Source organism: Streptococcus sp. OH4692_COT-348, assembly GCF_003859975.1.
Lineage (GTDB): Bacteria > Bacillota > Bacilli > Lactobacillales > Streptococcaceae > Streptococcus.
This window is the reverse complement of record NZ_RQZB01000006.1, coordinates 1-23,759: the sequence shown is the minus strand read 5'-3', so window position 1 is coordinate 23,759 and position 23,759 is coordinate 1. Positions and strand designations below refer to the sequence as shown.

The 23,759-nt window shown below is 37.9% G+C and carries 11 protein-coding genes; 10 read left to right on the top strand and 1 reads right to left on the bottom strand.

Annotated elements, in window-relative coordinates; translation table 11 throughout:
* The first annotated feature begins 82 nt into the window (after positions 1-82).
* On the top strand, positions 83-7,396 hold the full coding sequence (locus EII37_RS04605; RefSeq protein WP_124787737.1) for an SIALI-17 repeat-containing surface protein: 7,314 nt from the start codon (positions 83-85) through the stop codon (positions 7,394-7,396).
* Positions 7,397-7,654: 258 nt separating this feature from the next.
* Positions 7,655-8,506, top strand: coding sequence for an NAD(P)H-hydrate dehydratase (locus EII37_RS04600; protein ID WP_124787736.1), 852 nt, complete (start codon positions 7,655-7,657; stop codon positions 8,504-8,506).
* Between the two features lie 24 nt (positions 8,507-8,530).
* On the opposite strand, the gene EII37_RS04595 is transcribed toward EII37_RS04600, so the two are convergent.
* Positions 8,531-8,716 (bottom strand): hypothetical protein, encoded by a 186-nt coding sequence (locus EII37_RS04595; protein ID WP_001068558.1) that lies wholly within the window; start codon positions 8,714-8,716, stop codon positions 8,531-8,533.
* 123 nt (positions 8,717-8,839) lie between these two features.
* On the opposite strand from EII37_RS04595, the gene EII37_RS04590 reads away from it, so the two are divergent.
* The 8 genes from EII37_RS04590 to EII37_RS04555 form a co-directional block, all read left to right on the top strand.
* Positions 8,840-11,320 carry a bifunctional DnaQ family exonuclease/ATP-dependent helicase gene (locus EII37_RS04590; RefSeq protein ID WP_311766541.1) on the top strand — a complete coding sequence of 827 codons (2,481 nt, stop codon included), beginning with the start codon at positions 8,840-8,842 and terminating at the stop codon, positions 11,318-11,320.
* A gap of 4 nt (positions 11,321-11,324) precedes the next feature.
* Positions 11,325-12,548 carry an FtsW/RodA/SpoVE family cell cycle protein gene (locus EII37_RS04585; RefSeq protein ID WP_124787734.1) on the top strand — a complete coding sequence of 408 codons (1,224 nt, stop codon included), beginning with the start codon at positions 11,325-11,327 and terminating at the stop codon, positions 12,546-12,548.
* 10 nt (positions 12,549-12,558) lie between these two features.
* Positions 12,559-13,113 carry a DJ-1 family glyoxalase III gene (locus EII37_RS04580; RefSeq protein ID WP_124787733.1) on the top strand — a complete coding sequence of 185 codons (555 nt, stop codon included), beginning with the start codon at positions 12,559-12,561 and terminating at the stop codon, positions 13,111-13,113.
* Positions 13,114-13,198: 85 nt separating this feature from the next.
* Complete coding sequence (locus tag EII37_RS04575) at positions 13,199-13,762, top strand: HAD family hydrolase (RefSeq protein ID WP_169435170.1); 564 nt, start codon at positions 13,199-13,201, stop codon at positions 13,760-13,762.
* Between the two features lie 14 nt (positions 13,763-13,776).
* Positions 13,777-15,723, top strand: a complete 1,947-nt coding sequence (gene gyrB / locus EII37_RS04570) for a DNA topoisomerase (ATP-hydrolyzing) subunit B (protein WP_124787731.1) — start codon at positions 13,777-13,779, stop codon at positions 15,721-15,723.
* Positions 15,724-15,801: 78 nt separating this feature from the next.
* Complete coding sequence (gene ezrA, locus EII37_RS04565) at positions 15,802-17,529, top strand: septation ring formation regulator EzrA (RefSeq protein ID WP_124787730.1); 1,728 nt, start codon at positions 15,802-15,804, stop codon at positions 17,527-17,529.
* 97 nt (positions 17,530-17,626) lie between these two features.
* On the top strand, positions 17,627-19,018 hold the full coding sequence (gene pgdA / locus EII37_RS04560; RefSeq protein ID WP_124787729.1) for a peptidoglycan-N-acetylglucosamine deacetylase PgdA: 1,392 nt from the start codon (positions 17,627-17,629) through the stop codon (positions 19,016-19,018).
* A gap of 207 nt (positions 19,019-19,225) precedes the next feature.
* Positions 19,226-23,759: S8 family serine peptidase (locus EII37_RS04555; protein ID WP_124787728.1), on the top strand; the 4,534-nt coding region annotated here is incomplete at its 3' end.

The window sequence follows — 23,759 nt, the reverse complement described above, 5'->3', positions numbered from 1 at the left end:
TTGTTTGTGTATTCAGAAGGAGGTTATTTTTTAAATAAAGTAAACGCTTACTTTGTATCAAGAAAAAGAAATGAGGATTTTAATGAACAAAAGACTTTTTGATAAACGTTGTCATTATAGCATTCGTAAATTTGCAATAGGTGCGGCATCTGTAATGATTGGGGCTAGTATATTTGGTATTTCAGCTGTACAAGCTGAGGAAGTGGCTTCATCCAATACTCAAACAGAAGAAACAACTGTTCATCAACCTCAGCCTTTAGATAAGCTTCCCGATGATGTGGCAGCTGCTATCGCAAAGGCTGATGAGAATGGCGGGCGTGAGTTTGTAAAACCCAAAGCTGAGTCGACAGAAGATAAAGTGACTAAGGATACAGAAACTACTAGACCTGCTAACGATGGTAGTCATGAATTGGCTAGTCCTAAAGTGGAAACTCCAAATAAAGTAGAAGAAAGAACCAAAACTGAGGACAAACAGAAATCTGAAGAGACAAATCCAAAGCCTGTTGAATCTGCAGTAACAGCTGGAACAGAAGTAAAAGAGGATTCTAAAAAAACTTCTGAAAAGGACCAAGTGAAAGCAGACACTGAGATCAAACCTTCTTCTGAAAAATCGCAAGCACTATCTGGAGAGTCAAACAAAGCTGAAGTTGAAAAGGAAAAACAGCTATTATCGGATCGAAAACAAGATTTTAATAAAGATTGGTATTTTAAACTAAATGCTCAAGGCGATTTTTCAAAAAAAGATGTGGATGTTCATGATTGGTCTAAATTGAATCTTCCTCATGATTGGAGTATTTATTTTGACTTTGATCACAAGTCTCTCGCGCGTAATGAAGGTGGCCAGTTAAATGGTGGGACAGCTTGGTATCGTAAGACTTTCACATTAAATGAAGCAGACAAGAATAAGGATGTTCGTATCAATTTTGATGGGGTTTACATGGATTCAAAGGTCTATGTAAATGGTAAATTTGTAGGACATTATCCAAGTGGCTATAATCATTTTTCATATGATATCACAGAATTTTTAAACAAGGATGGTAGTGAAAATTCAATTACTGTTCAAGTGACCAATAAGCAACCAAGTAGTCGTTGGTATTCAGGAAGTGGGATTTATCGTGATGTAACTCTCAGTTATCGTGATAAAGTCCATGTTGCCGAAAATGGTAATCATATCACTACTCCAAAACTTGCTGAGCAAAAAGAAGGAAATGTTGAAACACAGGTTCAAAGTAAGATTAAAAATACGGATAAGAAGGCTGCTAAAGTCTTTGTGGAACAACAAATCTTTACTAAGGAAGGAAAGGTTGTATCAGAATTAGTTCGCTCTGAAACGAAGAATTTAGCAGAAAATGAAGTTGCAGATTTCAGACAAACAATCCTAGTTAATAAACCAACTCTTTGGACGACAAAAAGTTATCATCCTCAACTGTATGTGCTGAAAACAAAGGTTTATAAAGAAGGTCAACTAGTTGATGTAACAGAAGATACATTTGGTTACCGTTATTTCAATTGGACTGCTAAGGATGGTTTCTCTCTGAATGGTGAACGCATGAAATTCCACGGAGTAAGTATTCACCATGACAATGGAGCCTTGGGTGCAGAAGAGAATTATAAGGCTACCTATCGTAAATTAAAACTCTTGAAAGATATGGGGGTAAACTCTATTCGAACAACCCACAATCCAGCTAGTCCTCAGTTGCTTGATGCTGCAGCTAGTTTAGGTCTTTTGGTGCAAGAGGAAGCTTTTGATACTTGGTATGGTGGCAAGAAGACTTACGACTATGGACGGTTCTTTGATCAAGATGCAACTCATCCTGAAGCTAAGAAGGGGGAGAAGTGGTCTGATTTTGATCTTAGAACAATGGTAGAACGTGATAAGAATAATCCGTCTATCGTCATGTGGTCTCTTGGAAATGAAGTAGAAGAGGCAAATGGTAGTCCTCGTTCTATCGAAACTGCTAAACGTTTGAAGGCTGTCATTAAAGCGATTGATACCGAACGTTATGTTACCATGGGTGAGAATAAATTTAGTCGTGCAGCAACAGGTGATTTCTTAAAAGTTGCAGAAATCATGGATGCTGTCGGTATGAACTATGGTGAACGTTTTTATGATGCGGTTCGTAGAGCGCATCCAGACTGGCTCATTTATGGTTCTGAAACCTCTTCAGCTACTAGAACGCGTGATTCTTATTACAATCCTGCTCAAATCCTTGGACACGATAACCGTCCAAATCGTCACTATGAACAATCTGATTATGGTAATGACCGTGTTGGATGGGGAAGAACAGCTACTGAGTCATGGACTTTTGATCGTGATCGTGCTGGCTATGCTGGACAATTTATCTGGACAGGAATTGACTATATCGGTGAACCAACTCCATGGCATAACCAAGATAATACACCTGTAAAAAGTTCTTACTTTGGTATTATCGATACGGCTGGCTTACCGAAGAATGATTTTTACCTTTACCGTAGTGAATGGTATAGTGCTAAAGAAAAGCCAACTGTCCGAATTTTACCGCATTGGAACTGGACTGAAGAGACTCTTAAGGATCGCAAGATGCTGGTCGATGGAAAGGTTCCAGTTCGTACCTTCTCAAATGCTGCAAGTGTCGAATTGTTCTTAAATGGTGAGTCGCTTGGTAAAAAGGAATTTACTAAGAAAACGACAGAAGATGGACGTCCATATCATGAGGGGGCTAAACCAAATGAATTGTATCTTGAGTGGCTTGTAAAATACCAACCAGGTACACTGACTGCGATTGCTCGAGATGAAAAAGGCAACGAAATTGCGCGTGATAGTGTGACAACTGCTGGGGAGCCAGCAAGGGTTCGTCTGACTAAAGAAGAGCATGTTATCACAGCAGATGGTAAAGATTTATCTTACATCCATTACGAAATTGTTGATGGCGATGGGAATGTGGTTCCGACAGCTAACAATCTTGTTCATTTCAATCTTCATGGTCAGGGACAGATTGTTGGTGTGGATAATGGAGAACAAGCTAGCCGTGAGCGCTACAAAGCTCAAGCAGATGGAACATGGCAAAGACGTGCTTTCAATGGTAAAGGAGTTGTCATTGTAAAATCAACAGAAAAAGAAGGAAAATTTACTCTTTATGCAGATTCTGCTGGTTTAACTTCTGATAGCGCAACGGTCGCAACTGTGTCTGGTAAGAAAGAAAACCGTCATTTTGTAGCCTTTGCTCCTGTAAAAGCAACAACTGATGTGACTACTAATCCTGAATTGCCTCAAACAGTAACAGCTATTTATAGCGACGGTAGTGTTGAGGAAAAGACTGTAACATGGGATGTGCCAGCTGATTTGCTTACAAGTGCAGGTGAGAAAAAAGTATCTGGACGTGTAGAAGGTTTGGAAACCAAAGCTGAGGCACTTGTAAAAGTTGTTGCCTTAGATAGATGGTTACCAAAAGTTGCTACAGTACCAGTTGGTACAACTGTAGCTTATTTGGATAAAACAGTCACAGCTGTTCTGACAGATGGTAGCTTGATTGATACTGATGTTGTTTCTTGGACCTTGAAAGATCCTGCTGCTTTGAACAAGGAAGGGGGACGTACGGAGGCTACTGGTAAATTGGTAGATGACGACCGTGAAGTGACGGCAACCTTTATCGCAAGCAGTAAGGAAACAACAAGTAGCATTACAGGACTTACTGTTGGGGATAAAGCTCTTGAGAACTTCGAGTCTGGCAAGACTTATTACCGTGTATCCCTTCCTTACACTGGAACAATTCCAAGTGTTGGGGCTCAGACTACTGGTTATCAAGTAACTGTTCAGCAAGCTTCTGCTGATAATGGTTATCAGGCCTCAGTCTTCTTGAGTAATCAAAAGGGTGACTTGGTTCAAACTTATTTAATTCAGTTTGTGAAGGAATCCCCTGCCTTGAAACGTTTGGAAGTAGTTGTGGAAGAAAAAGAAACTGCTACTGAAGATCAAGTCTTAACTTATCGTGTCATTGGTAGTTATGAGGATGGTTCTCAAACAGAATTTTCAGCTTCAGATATTCACCTAGAAGCTAAATCATCTGATGGTGGGCATCTTGAGGTGAATGGACAGAACTTGTTGCTCTATACTAAGGGAAGAGTGACTTTGACACCTCGAATCGATAATCAAACAGAGAAAACAGAATCTGTAACTACTGAAGTGGTGATTAAAGAAAATAAAGTCAGCAAGAAGATTGTGAAACTTCATCCTGTATCTATTTCTACAGACATTAATCAGCAACCGAATCTACCTAAAGAAGTTGGGGCAGAATTTGATAAGGGCTTGCCACGCAAAGTATCTGTAACTTGGGACAAGGTAGATGAAAAAGAATTGGGGCATTATCATAGATTTACGCTTAAAGGACATGTAGAAGGCACAGACATTGAAGCTCAAGCAACGGTGACAGTTGAAGGCTTACAAGTTGCAGAGGAAATCAGCCTCACAGTACCTAAGGGTGAGTCAGTTCAATTGCCAGCTAATGTTCGTGCTTACCATTCTAATGGAACAACTATCTATAAAGATGTAGTTTGGGATCAGGTTCCAGCCAACTTTAGTCAAACTGAAGGAGTCTATGAAATCAATGGTCGTTTAGTGGGTAGCAATCTGACCACTAAAGCTCATGTTCGAGTATCTAGTCAAGTTGTTGCTGGAAATAATATCTCTAAACAATGGACAGGTTCCCAATTGCCAGCTGCCATTGTATCCAATACAGGAGGAGATGACTCAGCTAATGCCTTGAACGACCTGACTGTGTCAAGAACGTCAACAGATGCTAAAAATAGATGGACTACTTGGAGAACAAATACTGATAATGATTGGGCTTCTATCTTGTTTGGTAATTCAGGAGACTTGACGAAACGTTTTGTCAATAATTTATCAGTTGATTTCTATACTGATGGAGCAATTGGTCTTCCAAAAGAATATGTAGTTGAATATTATGTAGGTAAAGAAATTCCTGATTTACCAAGTGATGTCAGTCATGCGCAACGAGATAGCAATCATCCATTTAATAATCCAGACAATTGGAAAGCAGTTGAAAATTTACATGCTCCAAGTCAGCTATCTGCAACTCAAACAAATCACTTCACATTTGACAAGGTAGAAACTTATGCTGTTCGTATTCGTATGAAGAAGGCTGATGGAACTTCAGGTGTTGGTCTGACAGAGCTAACTGTTCTTGGAAACAAGGTCTTAAGCTCTACAAGTTCAGAGATTTCTATCAAGGTAGATGGTAAGGATCTTGAACACTTTAATCCATCTAAGACTGATTACTATATTCCTCAATCTAGCAAAGAAATCACTGCAACCGCTAGCAATAATGGTTTGGTAACAGTTGTTCCGGCAACCAGTCCAAAAGGTGCAACACGTCTCATCTTAAAAGCAGAAGATGGTACGGTATTGAAAGAATATCGAATCTTCCGCAATGATGAGAGAGAAACTAGCCAACCTCTTGCTGCAGAAAATAGTGCTAAAATTTTGAATGTTGGAGATGCTCTTCAACTTCCTTCAGAAGTCACTGTTTATTATCCAACTTCAACTACTTGGACTACAGCTAAACTAGCAGTGAAGTGGGATGCTATTCCTGAACATGCGACAGAGCATGAGGGAACATTTGAAATTACCGGTCATGTCATTGGTACAAATCTAACCACTAAAATGCAGGTGACAGTTGTTTCTAAAGGAAATCAAGTCATTTCAGAAAATCCAAGCAACAATGAAACGGATTCTAAAGCCTTTGCTTCGACAACGAACGATACACAAGCAGCTTCACACGATAGAATTTTCTATATCAATGATGGAAAATACAATGAAGATGGACGTTGGACAAACTGGTCTCGTACTCCGAAAAATGAAGAAACTTCTGTCGGGCTACTCTTTAAGAAGGACGGTAAAATTGCCTCCCAATCTATTGGAAAAGTAGCCATTCAGTTCTTTAAAGATAGTGGAACAGATGCCCCAGAGAAAATGGTTCTAGAAAGATATATTGGCCCTGCCTTTACAGAACCAAGTACTATTTCTCGTTATGAAGAAAATGCTGACCATCCATTCAACAAGGCAGAAAATTGGGCACCAATTCCTTACAAAGCTTCTGGAGAATTAGTAGCTGGGAAACTAATCGAGTTTAACTTTGAACCGGTTCAAGCGCCAGCTATTCGTGCTCGAATGACTCGTAAGTCTACTACTAACGGGCTAGCAGTAGTCGAATTTACAGCCTACTCTGCAGGCAAGGGAGCAGAAGTCGAAACACCGTCAGCGACTATTTCAATCGATGGAAAAGCATTGGAAAACTTTGATCCAAATGTGACAGAGTACACCCTAACAACAATGGGAACTAAACCAAAAGTCACTGCGACAACTAGTGGACATGGAGTAGTCACGGTAGTGGATCATGGAAATACAAATCTTCCAACACTTGTTCGTCTTGTTTCCAAAGATGGAAATCTGGTGAAAGAATATCGTTTACACTTTAAGTCTACCTTCCAAACAACACCGACAGAAGGCGTTAAGAACTTAGTTGCAGAAGCTCCAAGCTTGGAAATTGAAAAGACTCCACTTCCGTTTAAAGAAGTTATTCGTGAAACCCCTGAGCTTGCTCAAGGTAAACGTCGTGTAGTTTCTGAAGGACAAGCTGGAGAAAAAGTTGACTATATTCAAGTATCAGGAACTAATAGAACTCTTGTTCATTCTGAACAAAGAAAAGCTCAAGATCGTATTATTGAGGTAGGAGTAAAACCATCTATTTCAAATAGTAAGGGTGAGGAACCCGCGCCAGTAAACGAAGTTCCAGAATTCAAAGGCGGTGCTAACTTTGTAGAAGCAGCAGTAAACGAAGTTTCAGAATTTAAAGGTGGTTCTAACTTTGTAGAAGCAGCAGTAAACGAAGTTCCAGAATTCAAAGGCGGTGCTAACTTTGTAGAAGCAGCGGTCAATGAAGTTCCAGAATTCAAAGGCAGTGCTAACTTTGTAGAAGCAGCAGTAAACGAAGTTCCAGAATTTAAAGGTGGTTCTAACTTTGTAGAAGCAGCAGTCAATGAAGTTCCAGAATACACAGGAGTTCTAGCTACAGTAGGAGATCAAGCAGTACCAAGTGTTGAGAAACCTGAATTTAAGGGTGGTGTTAATGCTGTAATGGCTCTAGAACATAAACTTCCAGAGTACCGTGGTATTCTAGCTACAGTAGGGAATCAACCAGCACCGACAGTAGAAAAACCAGAGTTTAAACTAAGTTCGTTAGAAAAAGTTCAGACTCCAGAAGTACCAGTTCAAGTTGTCAAAGAAGACAAGAGATTGCCAGAAACTGGTGAAAAACAGTCAGAAACAGCTATTTTCTTGGCAGGTGTTACCTTGGCCTTATCAGCAGCTTTATTAACTGCAAAACGCAAAGAGGATTAGTCTGTGCGTCTAATACCATTCTATTTGTATAGATTGGTAGAAGATAAAAAATGAATCGATAAATGAGTCGAATAGATGGAGAGGACCAATTAGTCCTCCCCGTCTTTACTAGTAAAAATGGAATCGTTTACTTTCGTGTTGGGACGAAAGGAGAGTAGAGGGGCTTTGTCCCCTCTTTTTCTATATGAACGAAGAGATTTATATTTAAGATGCAAGGTGGATAGACTTTATAGTATAATGAATAGAGAGGAAAAAACGATGAAAGTGATTGATCAAGCCTTACTAGAAAAAGTCATTATCAAGCGGTCTCGTTTGAGCCATAAGGGAGATTATGGCCGTTTACTTTTACTGGGAGGGACTTATCCTTATGGTGGTGCCATCATCATGGCTGCTATAGCAGCTGTAAAAAGCGGTGCAGGATTGGTGACCGTTGGAACGGATAGGGAAAATATCTTAGCTCTGCACAGCCATTTACCTGAGGCTATGGCCTTTTCTCTTCAAGACCAGCAATTATTAAAAGAGCAAATAGAGAAGGCAGAAATTGTCTTATTGGGGCCTGGTTTAAGAGACGATACTTTTGGAGAGGACCTAATCAAGCAGGTCTTTGCTAATCTAAATCAAAATCAGATTTTGATTGTGGATGGAGGAGCCTTGACCATTCTTGCTAAGACCAAGTTGTCATTTCCGTCGAGCCAGATTATCCTAACTCCCCACCAAAAAGAATGGGAAAAATTGTCTGGAATTACGATTGAACAGCAAAAGGAAGCTGCAACGGCTAGTACCCTGACTTCCTTTCCTCAAGGAACAATTTTGGTGGAGAAAGGTCCAGCTACTCGTATTTGGCAAGTTGGTCAATCTGATTATTACCAGTTACAAGTTGGCGGTCCCTATCAGGCGACTGGGGGAATGGGAGATACTCTGGCTGGGATGATCGCAGGATTTGTAGGTCAATTCCGACAGGCCAGTCTCTACGAACGTGTGGCAGTAGCAACCCATCTTCATTCAGCCATAGCCCAAGAACTATCTCAAGAACATTATGTGGTCTTGCCGACGGAAATCAGCTCTTATCTGCCCAAAATAATGAAAAAAATATCTCAAAAAGGCACCTGATCGTTTCAGGCGCCTTTATATCTTTTAGAAAAATCCTTTAATCTTTCCAACGAGGCCATCTAGACCTTCAGAACCAGAAATCAACTGCTGAGCTTGAGAGAAATATTCTCCAAGCTGTTCTTGATTTTCTGCAACAAATGTTTTTGCAGCTTCAAAATCTTTTGTTTCGATTAATTCTTTTACTTGATTAAACAAATCTAATGGGTTCATCCTATTTCTCCTTTTCTGTATAATACTATTCAAACATTTTATAAAAATTTTTTCAAGCAAAGAGATTTTTCTATCGAAGTTGAGGGGTGTCAAACAGGGCTTTTTTTGATATAATTTTTAATGATGAATTCGAAAACTGATCGGTATGTGGTTGTTGATTTAGAGGCCACTAGCACCGGAAGCAAGGCAAAAATTATTCAAGTGGGTATTGTGGTGATTGAAAATGGCGAAATCGTCGATCAGTATGGGACTGATGTCAATCCCCATGAGCCCTTGGATTCTCATATAAAAGAATTAACAGGTTTGACTGATCAACGGTTGGCAGTTGCTCCAGAGTTTTCACAGGTAGCTGGAAGGATTTTTGAACTGGTCAAGGATGGTGTTTTTGTCGCGCACAATGTACAGTTTGATGCAAATCTTCTGGCAGAATACTTATTTTTTGAAGGTTATGAATTGAGAACTCCACGAGTAGATACCGTTGAGTTAGCACAGGTTTTGTATCCTCAGTTTGAAAAGTACAATCTCGGCATTCTCTGTCAAGAGTTAGGGATTAAGTTAGACCACGCCCACACCGCTCTCTCTGATGCACAAGCAACAGCAGAGCTTTTGCTTTTTATGCGTCAAAAACTTTTTCAGTTACCAAAAGGACTGTTAGAAACCTTGTTAAATCTTGCGGATAACCTCCTTTATGAAACTTATTTAGTGATTGAAGAAGTATATCAGCGACAGTCCCTCCTTTCTTCTCACGATTTGATGGAGTTCCATGGACTCTTTCTAAGAAAGAAAAGTAAGTTTTTAAAACCACGTAAGCTATCTAAGGATTTTACTAAAAATATTTCCTTGTTAGACTTGGATGAACGTCCTCAGCAAGTTGAATTTGCAGAAAAAGTTGAGCATCTTTTAAAAGAACAGAAAACTGCTTTTATTCAAGCTCAAACGGGACTTGGAAAGACTTATGGTTACCTACTGCCAGCTTTGAGCATGGAAAGTGAAAGTGGCATCCTTGTTAGTGTTCCTACCAAAATCCTTCAAAATCAAATTATGCAAGAAGAAGGAAGTCGATTAAAAGATACTTTTCATATTGATATTCATAGTCTTAAGGGACCTCAAAATTATTTGAAACTCGATAATTTTTATAAAGTACTTCATAGGCCAGAGTCTAACCGCCTATTCACACGCTTTAAAATGCAAGTATTGATTTGGTTAACAGAGACAGAAACAGGTGACTTAGATGAAATCGGGCAGCTGTATCGTTATCAACATTTTATACCTGAATTTGTACATGATGGAAAACTTTCAAAAAAAAGTTTATTTATTTCTGAGGACTTCTGGAAACGCAGTCAAGATAGGGCTAAATCGAGTCGCCTTTTGTTAACCAATCACGCTTATTTGGTAACACGTTTAGAGGACGATCCAGAGTTTGTCAACAATCGCTTGGTAATCATAGATGAAGCTCAAAAAATGCTGATTGCTCTTGAAAACCTCGCCCAAGAGTCTTATCTTCTCGATAATTTAGTAACACAAGTTGAAAAGTCCTTGGAAACAGAAAAAGATCTTATTCAGAGACGGTTGCTTGAGAGTATTGGGTTTGAATGTCGCTATTTGATAAATCAGTTTTACTCAGGACTTAAGAATGACAAGTGGTTGGATTCTCTTGAAAACTTACGCCAGCATTTTTCTGAGTTAAATCTTCCCGAGTATAGAGATATGACGCGCTTTTTTACATCGGACCGTGAATTTTGGCTGGCAACAGCTGAGAAGTCAAGTAAGGATGTGTTAATTTGTTCAAGTAAAAAAGGTCGCTTGCTACTAGCAGATTTATTGCCAGAAGATTGCAGAGTGCTTGGCGTATCTGCCACTCTTGAAATCAGTAATAGAGTTTCTTTAGCGGATTTATTAGGATTTACTGAAGCTCCACTTATTACAGTTGAATCTTTACAACAGAAGCAACAAGAAATTTTATTAGTAAATGATTTTCCGTTAGTAACTGAACATTCTCCTTTAGATTATGCAGAAGAGGTTACATCAGTTATCCATTCCTTACAGGCGTTTCAAGAGCCTTTGCTTGTTTTATTTACGTCTAAAGAATTACTGTTAGCAGTGTCAGATTTACTAGACCATCCTCATTTAGCCCAATATAAAAATGGAGAACCCAGTCAACTGAAGAAACGTTTTGAAAAAGGAGAGCGACAAATCTTACTTGGAACAGGAAGTTTCTGGGAGGGAGTTGATTTTTCTACCCATCCTTGTGTTATTCAAGTAATTCCTCGCTTGCCTTTCCAAAATCCCCAAGAACCTTTGACACGAAAATTAAATCATGAATTGCGTCAGGAAGGGAAGAATCCTTTCTATGATTATCAGTTGCCAATGGCCATTATTCGTCTCAAACAGGCTTTGGGTAGAACAATTAGAAAAGAGGAACAAGCTTCCATTGCTGTGATACTGGATAGTCGAGTTGTTCATAAACGATATGGTAAACAGATTAGACAAGCTTTAGCGAAGGAAAGAACTATCAGAGAGGTGAATAGGAAACAGATTACCTCTGCTGTTATTGATTTCCTCCAAAACAACAAAAATGAAAAATCTAAGAAAGAGAAAAGGTGAATATATGAAACGTTCTCTCGACTCTAGAGTCGATTATAGTTTGCTCCTGCCAGTATTTTTCCTACTGGTTATCGGTGTGGTGACTATTTATATAGCTGTTAGTCATGATTATCCGAACAATATTTTACCCATTTTAGGGCAGCAGGTTGCCTGGATTGCCTTGGGGCTTGTGATTGGTTTTGTGGTCATGCTCTTTAATACAGAATTTCTCTGGAAAATTACCCCTTATCTATATGTTCTTGGTTTAGCTTTGATGGTCTTACCACTGGTTTTTTATAATCCAAGTCTTGTAGCTTCAACTGGGGCTAAGAACTGGGTATCCATTGGGGGCGCAACACTCTTCCAACCTTCAGAGTTTATGAAAATTTCTTATATCTTGATTTTGGCAAGAATTATTGTCCAATTTACTCAAAAACATAAGGAATGGCGACGCACAATTCCTTTGGATTTTCTATTGATAGGCTGGATGATTGTTTTTACTATTCCGATTCTAGTTCTCTTAGCTCTTCAGAGTGACTTAGGTACAGCCTTGGTTTTTGTGGCTATCTTTTCAGGAATCGTTTTATTGTCAGGAGTTTCTTGGAAAATTATTATCCCAGTTTTTGCAACAGGAGTTACTGGTGTAGTCGGCTTTCTTGCAATTTTTTTGAGTAAGGATGGGCGTGCCTTCTTACATCAGATTGGGATGCCAACCTATCAAATTAATCGAATTCTAGCTTGGCTTAATCCTTTTGACTTTGCCCAAACAACCACTTATCAGCAGGCTCAAGGGCAGATTGCGATTGGTAGTGGTGGTTTGTTTGGTCAAGGATTCAATGTATCGAATCTTCTGATTCCGGTTCGAGAGTCAGATATGATTTTCACTGTTATTGCTGAAGACTTTGGTTTTATCGGTTCTGTTTTTGTTATCGCTTTATATCTGCTTCTCATCTATCGTATGCTAAAGATAACATTAAAATCAAATAACCAGTTCTATACCTATATTTCGACTGGCTTTATCATGATGCTACTCTTTCATATCTTTGAAAATATCGGTGCTGTGACAGGCTTACTTCCCTTGACTGGGATTCCATTGCCGTTCATTTCTCAAGGGGGGTCGGCTATTATTAGTAACTTAATTGGTGTTGGCTTGCTTTTATCTATGAGTTACCAGACAAATTTAGCTGAAGAAAAGAGTGGAAATGTTCCATTCAAGCGAAAAAAAGTTGTATTAAAACGAATCAAATAAGGAGGAAATCATGGTTAAAGTAGCAGTTATGTTAGCTCAGGGCTTTGAAGAAATTGAAGCTTTGACAGTTGTAGATGTCTTGCGTCGTGCCAATATCACTTGTGATATGGTTGGTTTTGAGGAGCAAGTAACAGGTTCGCATGCAATCCAAGTAAGAGCAGATCGTGTCTTTGATGGAGATTTATCAGCCTATGATATGATTGTTCTTCCTGGCGGCATGCCTGGTTCTGCACATTTACGTGATAATCAGGCCTTGATGAAAGAATTGCAAAGCTTCGAACGAGAAGGGAAAAAACTGGCAGCCATTTGTGCTGCGCCAATTGCCCTCAATCAAGCAGGGCTATTGAAAAATAAGCAGTACACTTGCTATGACGGCGTTCAAGAGCAAATCCTTGATGGTCATTACGTCAAGGAAACAGTAGTGGTAGATGGTCATTTGACAACCAGTCGAGGCCCTTCAACAGCCCTTGCTTTTGCCTACGAGTTGGTGGAGCAATTAGGAGGAGACGCAGAGAGTTTACGAACAGGAATGCTCTATCGAGATGTATTTGGTAAAAAACAGTAAAACGGGAGTTGTTCTCTCGTTTTTTTACTTGGAAAAATCTAGGAAATCATCGCTTTTTTCATAAAAAAATGCTATAATGAAGGGTATGAAATATCACGATTACATCTGGGATTTAGGTGGAACTTTACTGGATAATTATGAAACTTCAACAGCTGCATTTGTTGAAACTTTAGCGCTGTATGGTATCACACAAGACCATGACAGTGTCTATCAGGCTTTAAAGGTTTCTACTGATTTTGCGATTGAGACATTCGCTCCCAACTTAGAGCATTTTTTAGAAAAGTACAAGGAAAATGAAGCCAGAGAGCTAGAACATCCGATTTTGTTTGATGGAGTTTCTGACTTATTGGAAGACATTTCAAATCAAGGTGGGCGTCATTTTTTAGTCTCTCATCGAAATGACCAGGTCTTGGAAATTTTAGAAAAAACCTCTATAGCGGTTTATTTTACAGAAGTGGTGACTTCTAACTCAGGCTTTAAGAGAAAACCAGATCCTGAGTCCATGATGTATTTAAGAGAAAATTATCAGATTAGCTCTGGTCTTGTAATTGGTGATCGACCGATTGATATCGAAGCCGGGCAAGCTGCAGGACTAGCTACCCATTTGTTTACTAGTATCGTGAATTTAAGACAAGTATTAGACATGTAAGAAAAAGGAAAAAGATGACAGAAGAAATCAAAAATCTGCAGGCACAAGATTATGATGCCAGTCAAATTCAAGTTTTAGAGGGCCTAGAGGCTGTTCGTATGCGTCCAGGGATGTATATCGGATCGACCTCAAAAGAAGGTCTTCACCATCTAGTCTGGGAAATTGTTGATAACTCAATTGATGAGGCCTTGGCAGGATTTGCCAACCATATCCAAGTCTTTATTGAGCCAGATGATTCGATTACTGTTGTCGATGATGGGCGTGGTATTCCAGTCGATATTCAGGAAAAAACAGGCCGACCTGCCGTTGAGACTGTCTTTACTGTTCTTCACGCTGGAGGTAAATTTGGCGGTGGCGGCTACAAGGTTTCAGGTGGTCTTCACGGAGTAGGGTCATCAGTAGTTAATGCCCTTTCCACTCAATTAGACGTTCATGTCCACAAAAATGGTAAGATTCATTACCAAGAATACCGTCGTGGCCATGTTGTCGCAGACCTTGAGGTGGTTGGGGATACAGATAAAACTGGAACAACAGTTCACTTTACACCAGACCCAGAAATCTTTACGGAAACAACAACCTTTGATTTTGATAAATTAAATAAACGGATTCAAGAGTTGGCCTTTCTAAATCGCGGTCTTCAAATCTCCATCACAGATAAGCGCGAAGGTTTGGAACAAACCAAGCATTACCATTATGAAGGTGGGATTGCTAGTTACGTTGAATATATCAATGAGAACAAGGATGTGATCTTTGATACACCAATCTATACAGATGGTGAGATGGAGGATATCACAGTTGAAGTAGCCATGCAGTACACAACGGGCTACCATGAAAATGTTATGAGTTTCGCTAATAATATTCATACACATGAAGGTGGAACGCATGAACAGGGTTTCCGTACAGCATTGACTCGTGTTATCAACGATTATGCTCGGAAGAATAAGTTACTGAAAGACAATGAAGATAACTTAACAGGAGAAGATGTCCGTGAAGGACTGACTGCAGTTATCTCAGTTAAACACCCAAATCCGCAGTTTGAAGGACAAACCAAGACAAAACTGGGGAATAGCGAAGTGGTCAAGATTACCAATCGTCTCTTCAGTGATGCCTTCTCTGATTTCCTCATGGAAAATCCACAGATTGCTAAACGTATCGTGGAAAAAGGTATTTTGGCTGCGAAGGCTCGTGTGGCTGCCAAGCGTGCGCGTGAAGTTACCCGTAAAAAATCTGGTTTGGAAATTTCTAACCTTCCAGGAAAACTGGCGGACTGTTCTTCTAACAATCCTGCAGAGACAGAACTCTTCATCGTCGAAGGAGACTCAGCTGGTGGGTCAGCCAAATCTGGTCGTAACCGTGAATTTCAGGCAATCCTTCCGATTCGCGGTAAGATTTTGAACGTTGAAAAGGCAAGTATGGATAAGATTCTAGCTAACGAAGAAATTCGCAGTCTTTTCACAGCGATGGGAACAGGATTTGGTGCAGAATTTGATGTTTCAAAAGCCCGTTACCAAAAACTCGTTTTGATGACCGATGCCGATGTCGATGGTGCTCACATTCGTACCCTTCTTTTAACCTTGATTTATCGTTATATGAAACCAATTCTAGAAGCTGGTTATGTTTATATCGCCCAACCACCAATCTATGGTGTCAAGGTTGGAAGCGAGATTAAAGAATATATCCAGCCAGGGGCAGATCAAGAAATTAAACTCCAAGAAGCCTTAGCACGCCACAGTGAAGGTCGTGCCAAACCAACCATTCAGCGTTATAAAGGTTTGGGTGAGATGGATGATCACCAGTTGTGGGAAACAACTATGGATCCCGAACACCGTTTGATGGCTAGAGTTTCTGTGGATGATGCTGCAGAAGCAGATAAAATCTTTGATATGTTGATGGGGGATCGAGTAGAGCCTCGTCGTGAGTTTATCGAAGAAAATGCTGTCTATAGTACACTTGACGTTTAAAAAATGGGAAATGGTTCCCATGGTTTAAAAAATATGATATAATCATTACGATTGTTTCTAGTATAAAAGGAGTTTAATATGTCTAATGGACAACTAATTTATCTAATGGTTGCGATTGCAGTCATTTTGATTCTGGCTTATGTGGCAGCTATTTTTCTACGCAAGCGAAACGTAAGTAGATTAACAGGTCTTGAAGAAAGAAAAGAACAGCTCTATAATCTTCCTGTTAATGATGAGGTCGAAGCAGTAAAAAATATGCATTTGATTGGTCAAAGCCAAGTGGCCTTTCGTGAATGGAATCAAAAATGGGTAGACTTATCTTTGAATTCGTTCGCTGATATTGAAAATAACATCTTCGAGGCAGAAAGTTATAATAATTCTTTCCGTTTCTTTAAAGCAACACATAAGATTGATCAAATTGAAAGTCAAATTGATTTGATTGAAGAAGATATTACATCAATTCGTAATGCCTTATCTGAACTTGAAAAACAAGAGTCTAAAAATAGTGGACGTGTTTTACATGCTTTAGATTTGTTTGAATCGCTTCAAAATACTGTAGAAGAAGATTCAGAGAAATATGGACAAGCTCTTCCAGAAATTGAGAGGCAATTGGAAAACATTCAATCTGAATTCTCTCAATTTGTTACCTTGAATTCTTCGGGAGACCCAGTTGAAGCAGCAGCTATTCTGGATGCTACTGAAAATCATATTCTTGCTTTAACACATATTGTTGACCGTGTTCCAGGTCTTGTAACAACTCTGACAAGTACTTTACCTGATCAGTTAGTAGATTTGGAAGAAGGTTACCGTAAATTATTAGATGCTAATTACCATTTCATAGAAACAGATATCGAGTCACGTTTCCAACTCTTGTATGAATCCTTGAAAAAGAATCAAGAAAATATTCGTCAATTGGAATTGGATAATGCAGAGTATGAAAATACTCAAATTCAAGAAGAAATTAATTTACTTTACGATATTTTTACTCGTGAAATTGCTGCTCAGAAAGTTGTTGAAAGTCTTCTTTCAACACTTCCAACCTATCTCAATCATGTGAAGGAAAATAATAAAGTCCTTGTTCAGGATCTTGAACGTTTGAGCCAGACTTATCTTTTGCCAGAAACAGATGCGAGTCATGTTCGTCGTATTCAAGCTGATTTATCTGCTCTTGAGACTGCAATTCTGGATGTTATTGAAGATCAGTCAGAACCAACTCAAGCATATTCTGTTTTGGAGGAGCAATTAGAAGCTCTCCAAAGCCAACTTAAAGAGATTGAAGATGAACAGATTTCTGTTAGCCAACGTCTTGCGGAGGTTGAAAAAGATGACATTAATGCTCGTCAAAAAGCAAATGTTTATGTGAATCGCTTGCATACGATCAAACGTTATATGGAAAAGAGAAATTTACCAGGAATTCCACAAAGTTTCTTGAAAATCTTCTTCACTGCGAGTCATAACACAGAAGAATTAATGTCAGAGTTAGAGCAAGAACTCGTTGATGTTGAATCAGTAAATCGAATTCTTGAAATTGCAACAAATGACATGGAAGCACTCGAAGCAGAAACATATAATATTGTTCAATATGCAACATTGACAGAACAATTGCTACAGTATTCGAACCGTTACCGCTCATTTGATGAACGAATTCAAGAAGCCTTTAATGAATCACTAGAAATTTTTGAAAAAGAATTTGATTATCATGCTTCATTTGATAAGATTTCGCAAGCGTTGGAAGTTGCAGAGCCTGGTGTTACAAATCGTTTTGTATCTTCTTATGAGAAAACACGTGAGACGATTCGTTTCTAAAAAGCTTAGTTTATTCTAAGCTTTTTTCTTTGCTCAAAAGTCATGAGATTACTTGTTTATCATTGAAATTAATGCTTGGTTTTGATATCATGTAAATATGAAGAAAAATAGAACAAAGCGTAGTAGTCACGCTAAAAAGAGAAGTATTTTACTCGTTTTTGTAGGAATTTTGGGATTGGCGATGATTCTCCTAGGCGGTGCAATCGGCTATAAGATTTTCCAAAAATATACCTTTGAAGAAACTATCCAAACCGTTAAAAATGAGAAAGATCAACTTTTCAACGAAGGAAGTCAGAAGGAAAGCTTTAAAAAGGGACAGACTGAGATTATTGTTTATTATCCCCTCCAAGGAAATGAGATTATTCCTTCAATAAAAGATAAGATTAATCAGGATATTAAAGATAAATTAGAAGATAAAGATAACCTTGTTTTTTATTATACAGAGAAACTAGATTCAGTTTTAAAGGGAATTATCACACACAGTATAAGCAAGCAAATCTATGATTTGTCTAATTCTAAGGTAGAGGAGACAGAGAAAACTTCCTTTAGAAAAGTATATTTGACTGAGGATGGTAAATTATTTACCCTGGATCAATTATTTTCAGATTCTAGTAAGGCAAAGGAGATATTGCTAAAAGAACTCACATCTTTCTTAAAGGATAAGAAATTAGAACAAGGAAAGATTGATCAGCTTGTTAAAAGCTTTTCTGATCAAGATTTGTCTGCATGGAATTTTGATTACAAGGATAGTCAAATTATCCTTTACCCAAGCCAGGCAGTAGAAAACATAGATGAGATTGCCTTGCCAGTATCCAGTTTCTTTGATGTGGTACAATCCTCTTATTTATTAGATAAGGATGCCGAACTTTATAAGGCTTATTATGAAAAGAAAAATCAAAAAGTAGTAGCTTTAACTTTTGATGATGGACCAAATCCTGCGACGACAAATCAAGCATTAGATACACTTTCTAAGTATGGTATCAAGGCAACTTTCTTTGTTTTAGGTAAGAATGTTTCTGGCAATGAAGAGATATTGAAACGCATGAAAGCAGATGGCCATGTCATTGGAAACCATAGTTGGAGCCATCCAGTGCTTTCAAAACTTTCGCTTGATGAAGCTAAAAAACAAATTACTGATACTGAGGATGCGATAACTAAAGTCTTGGGTTCTAGTTCTAAACTCATGCGACCGCCTTATGGAGCTATTACAGACGACATTCGCAATAGTCTCGATTTGAGTTTTATTATGTGGAATGTGGATAGTTTGGATTGGAAGAGTAAGAATGAAGCAGCTATTTTGACGGAGATTCAACGTCAAGTTCGTAATGGTTCGATTATCTTAATGCATGATATCCATGCTGAAACAGTGAATGCTTTACCAAAGATTATAGATTATCTAAAAGAGCAAGGATATCACTTTGTCACAGTTCCTGAAATGCTTAATTCACGATTGAAAGCACATGAACTATTCTATGATCGTGATCAGTAAGATTTTTGTTGAATGATCAATTAAATAGCAAGTAATTTTTCAATAAAGAAATTTAGTCTTGTATCACTCGAGACTAAATTTTTTTATGCTTAAATCTCGTAAGAGGATTGGTTAATATTACAATTTTGTTACAAAATAAGTTTTTGATAGAATTTTCTGATAATTTAGTATATAATACTTTTAATTTAAATAAAAAGGAGTGATTTTATGGGAGATTGCAAAGATTTTTGCCATAAAAAGTACCAAGTAGCAACGATTTTTCTGCTAACGGTCTTTGCATTCGGATTTACTTTCGCACAGGTTAGTGCCGATGAGGAAAAATTTGAAACATCCAATCAAGTTACACATGCTGTAACGACTAATAAATTAGATGATTCAAATAAGCTCGCACCGCCAGTCACGGCTGACAAGAATGCTCTAAATTCTTCTTCGAAGGAAAAAACAGAAGTGACAGAGTCATTAAAACAAGATGATTCTATAGAATATAGAGATAATAAGTCAGACAAGAATGTAACCACACAGAAAGAAACGACTGCTATAAAAAGTGAAGAGAAGAAGGAAGAATCAGCAGTGAAAAGTAATTCTTCTTCGGAAAGCATCCAATCACAGTCGTTATCTCAAGCTGGACAGAAAGAAAAGCCAAACAGTATCTCCAGTAATGAAATTATTACTGTCCCTAAAACCTGGGAAGCAGGACATAAAGGACAAGGAACTGTAGTCGCTGTTATAGATTCAGGTCTTGATTTGAATCATGAGGTTTTGCGTATTTCTGATCCGTCAAAGGCGAAATTTAAAAATCAGGATGATATCGAAAAAGCTAAAAAGGCTGCTGGTATTGACTATGGGAAATGGTACAGTGATAAAGTAGTATATGCTTATGATTACTTTGATGGAACTGATAATATAAAAGAGGCTGAAAAAGAGTCTCATGGAATGCATGTTACTGGGATTGTAGCTGGAAATCCTGTTAATAAAGCCCCAAATTCTGAGAAGGTTTATGGGGTGGCGCCAGAAGCTCAAATTATGTTTATGAGAGTTTTTTCAGACAGAAATAAAACTACAGCCTCTGCCCTCTATGTAAAAGCTATTGATGATGCTGTTGCATTAGGTGCAGATGTGATCAATATGAGTTTGGGTGCAGGTGCGGGTTCAACGGTAGATGCAGGTTCAGATATCATTGATGCAGTAAAAAGAGCACGTGCTAAAGGAGTATCTGTTGTTATTGCTGCTGGTAATAGTAATACTTTCGGTAGAGGTTTTTCACAACCATTGGCAGCAAATCCTGATTATGGTCTCGTCGGAAATCCCTCTACAGTGGAAGATTCAATTTCTGTTGCTTCGATTAATAATAAAATTCTAACTACTGAAGTCTTTGAAGTAAAAGGTTTAGAAAATGACGCTACCCTTGATTATGGTAAGTTTGATTTTAATAGACCTGAAACAGAAAAAGATTTTGAAAAAGGGAAAGAATACGAATATGTAGCAGCGGGTATTGGTCGTGAAGAAGATTTTGCTAATATTGATGTAAGAGGCAAGTTAGCACTGATTCAACGTGGTAAAATTCATTTTTCTGATAAGATTAAAAATGCTCTTAAACACGGTGCAGCTGGAGTTTTAATTTATAACAACGTTGAAGGTGCAAATGTTAGTATGTCTGTTACAGGTGATGCTAAGAAAATCCCATCTGTCTTTATTTCAAAACATTATGGTGAAATTCTTAAGTCTGGTCAGTATAAAATTGTCTTTAATCACAAGATGGATAATCGTAAATCAGACGTTGCAGACCAATTATCAGATTTTTCAAGTTGGGGAGTTACAACTGATGGACAATTGAAACCAGATGTTACTGCACCTGGTGGAAATATCTATTCATCATTTAACGACAATAGCTATGGAAGTATCAGTGGAACAAGTATGGCGGCCCCTCATGTAGCTGGTGTCGCAGCATTAGTCAAAGAATATTTAGCGAAAAAACATCCTGAATTATCAGCTAGTCAAATTTCAGAGATTGTAAAAGCTTTAATTATGTCTACTGCAAAACCACATTTTAATAAACAAACTGGAGCCTATACTTCTCCACGTCAGCAAGGTGCGGGCGTAGTTGACACGATGGCGGCAACAAGCACAGATTTATTTGTAACAGGTACAAATAACTATCCAAGTGTTACTCTTGGCAATGTTGGTGATAAATTTACCTTTGAAGTTACAATTCATAATATTTCGGATAAAGACCAAACATTGAAGATGATTGTAAATACAAATACGGACGAAGTTGCCGAAGGGAAATTCACTCTCCGTCCACGAAAACTAACTGAAACAGTTTGGCCTGAAGTAACTGTGAAAGCTCATAGTACGAAGACAGTAACAGTTAGTGTAGATACAAGTAAGTTTACTGAAGAACTTAGCAAAATAATGCCAAATGGATATTTTCTAGAAGGATTTGTTAGATTTGTCAATCCTGCAGATGATGGTTCTGTTATTGGTTTACCATTTATGGGATTTAAGGGAGAATTCCAGAATCTACCTGCAATTGAAAAACCAATTTATCAATTGATTAAGGAAGGAAACAGTGGATTTTACTCTGAAATTGATAAAGATAATCCAGGGATTTCACCTTCAGACGATGCAACTTATTTAACAAGTTCTGAAAATGATGTAAATGTTTTAAAAGCAGAGCGTCAAGGAAATCGAGTGACTGTACTCGGAGTGAAACAAGATGCTGAAGGAAAATACCATCTTCAATTAGATGAAAAGGGGAACATCCGCCTTGCTATCTCGCCAAATGAGGATGGTAATAAAGATTCTGTTCAATTTAAAACTCTTGTCTATAGAAATTTGGTAAATCTTCGTGCAACAGTTTATGATTCTTCGGATACAACACACAGTCAACCTATTTGGCAAAGTCGTCCAACAGACCTTGTAAAAAATTATTTTGATGGTGATACTAGAAATCCAAGAAGTTACATTGTAGATAAAACAGCTTGGGGAGGACAGGATTCTAATGGAAATCGAGTCTCTGATGGAATTTATGACTATGTTATTAGTTATAAGCCAGATGTCCCTGGAGCTGAGGAACAATACACAATATTTAAAATTCAAATCGACACACAAAAACCTCTGATTACTTCGGGATATATTCGTTCTCAAGAAGAACAAGAACAATTTATAGCTCGCAAACCTCAGGATGTAGGAAATGGTGGAATTCTTCTAGAAAAAGTCTTTTATATTCGTCCTTCTGAAAATAGAGAGGCGACAGATTCAGAAATCGAACAGTATCAAATTATCAAACAAAATGAAGATGGTAGTTATACACTTCCTAAGAACGTTGATAAATCGAAAATCTTCTATTATGTAGAAGACTTTGCGGGAAATGTAGATTTTATATCTCTCAAAGATCTTGTAGGTGAAGAAAATAGTGGTCGTGTAAAAATTGCTATACTAAACAATAAAACCAACGATGAGATTGATACAACTTATGTTTATCGCATTAAAAATAGCGAAGGACAATATGTAACTGTTGATAAGTCAAAAGATATTAATTTCTTGAAATTTGGGCATTATGTTGCGGAAATTTTTAGCTATGACCGTACAGAGTTGAAATTTGTGAGTGCTCTATCTAAGGAATTTGATTTAACGAAAGAAAATAGTTTTCAAACTATTACCTTCTTGGCTAACAAAATGAAATATGCCCCAGTAACGGTTGGATTTAATCAAGCTGTTCCTGGAACTACAACGATTACTTTAGTAGGTGAAGACGGTCAGAGTCAAGTCTTGCCAGCTGAAACATATGGTAAACATTCTTATGGTAAGAAAGTAGTTACTGGTGAGTATAAAGTTCTTGTAAATCTATCAAACGGTTATGAATTACTTGATAATCTTCAACCATTTAAAGTTCTGTTTGGTAAAAATAATGTTTTGTCACTTTCAGTTGTTTCTAAGTTAGCTCTGATTGCAGCTTTAAATAAACAAATGGAAGTAGTTAAAACTCCGAGATATTATAATACAAAACAGAAGTTAAAAGAAATTTTTGATCAAAGTGTCAAAGATGCGCAACTAGCATTGGGAAGTAAACTTAACCAAGATAAAATTGACCAAATTGTTAAGGCTTTAGAGTCTGCTATGCAAACATTGGATGGTAAGGAATCTGATATCACATCATTGAAGAATGCTATTAAAGCATATGCTGAGACAGTTAAAAAAGGTAAATATATAAATTCTGATCAAGAACGCAAAGGTCAATATGATCGTGAATTTAAACTCTTGGCATTATTAATTACAAAAGATTTGATAACTCAAGATGAAATCGACCGTCTATTGACCGCTTTCTTGAAAGCACAAGACCAGCTGAATGGGAAAGAAACAGATTTCATGAGCTTAAAAAATGTTATCGTGGATGAAGTGAAGTTCCAAGACAAAGATCCAAGATTTTTGGCAGCTAGCAAAGAGGAGAAAGATGCATATAATCTTATTTTCAACAAAGCTAAGCTACTTTTGGAAAATGCAGAAGCTAGTCAAGAAGAAATTAATGCAGTAATCAATGCTCTAAAAGAGACGGCTGTAAAACTTAAGGCTAATAAAGTAGAGATTCCAATCAAACCAGTTGCACCAGTTAAGCCGGTTATTCCAACTAAACCAGTTGTAACGATTAATCCAGTTATTCCAGCTAAACCAGTTGTAACGATTAAACCAGCTAATCCAACTAAACCAGTTGTAACGATTAAACCAGTTATTCCAGCTAAAC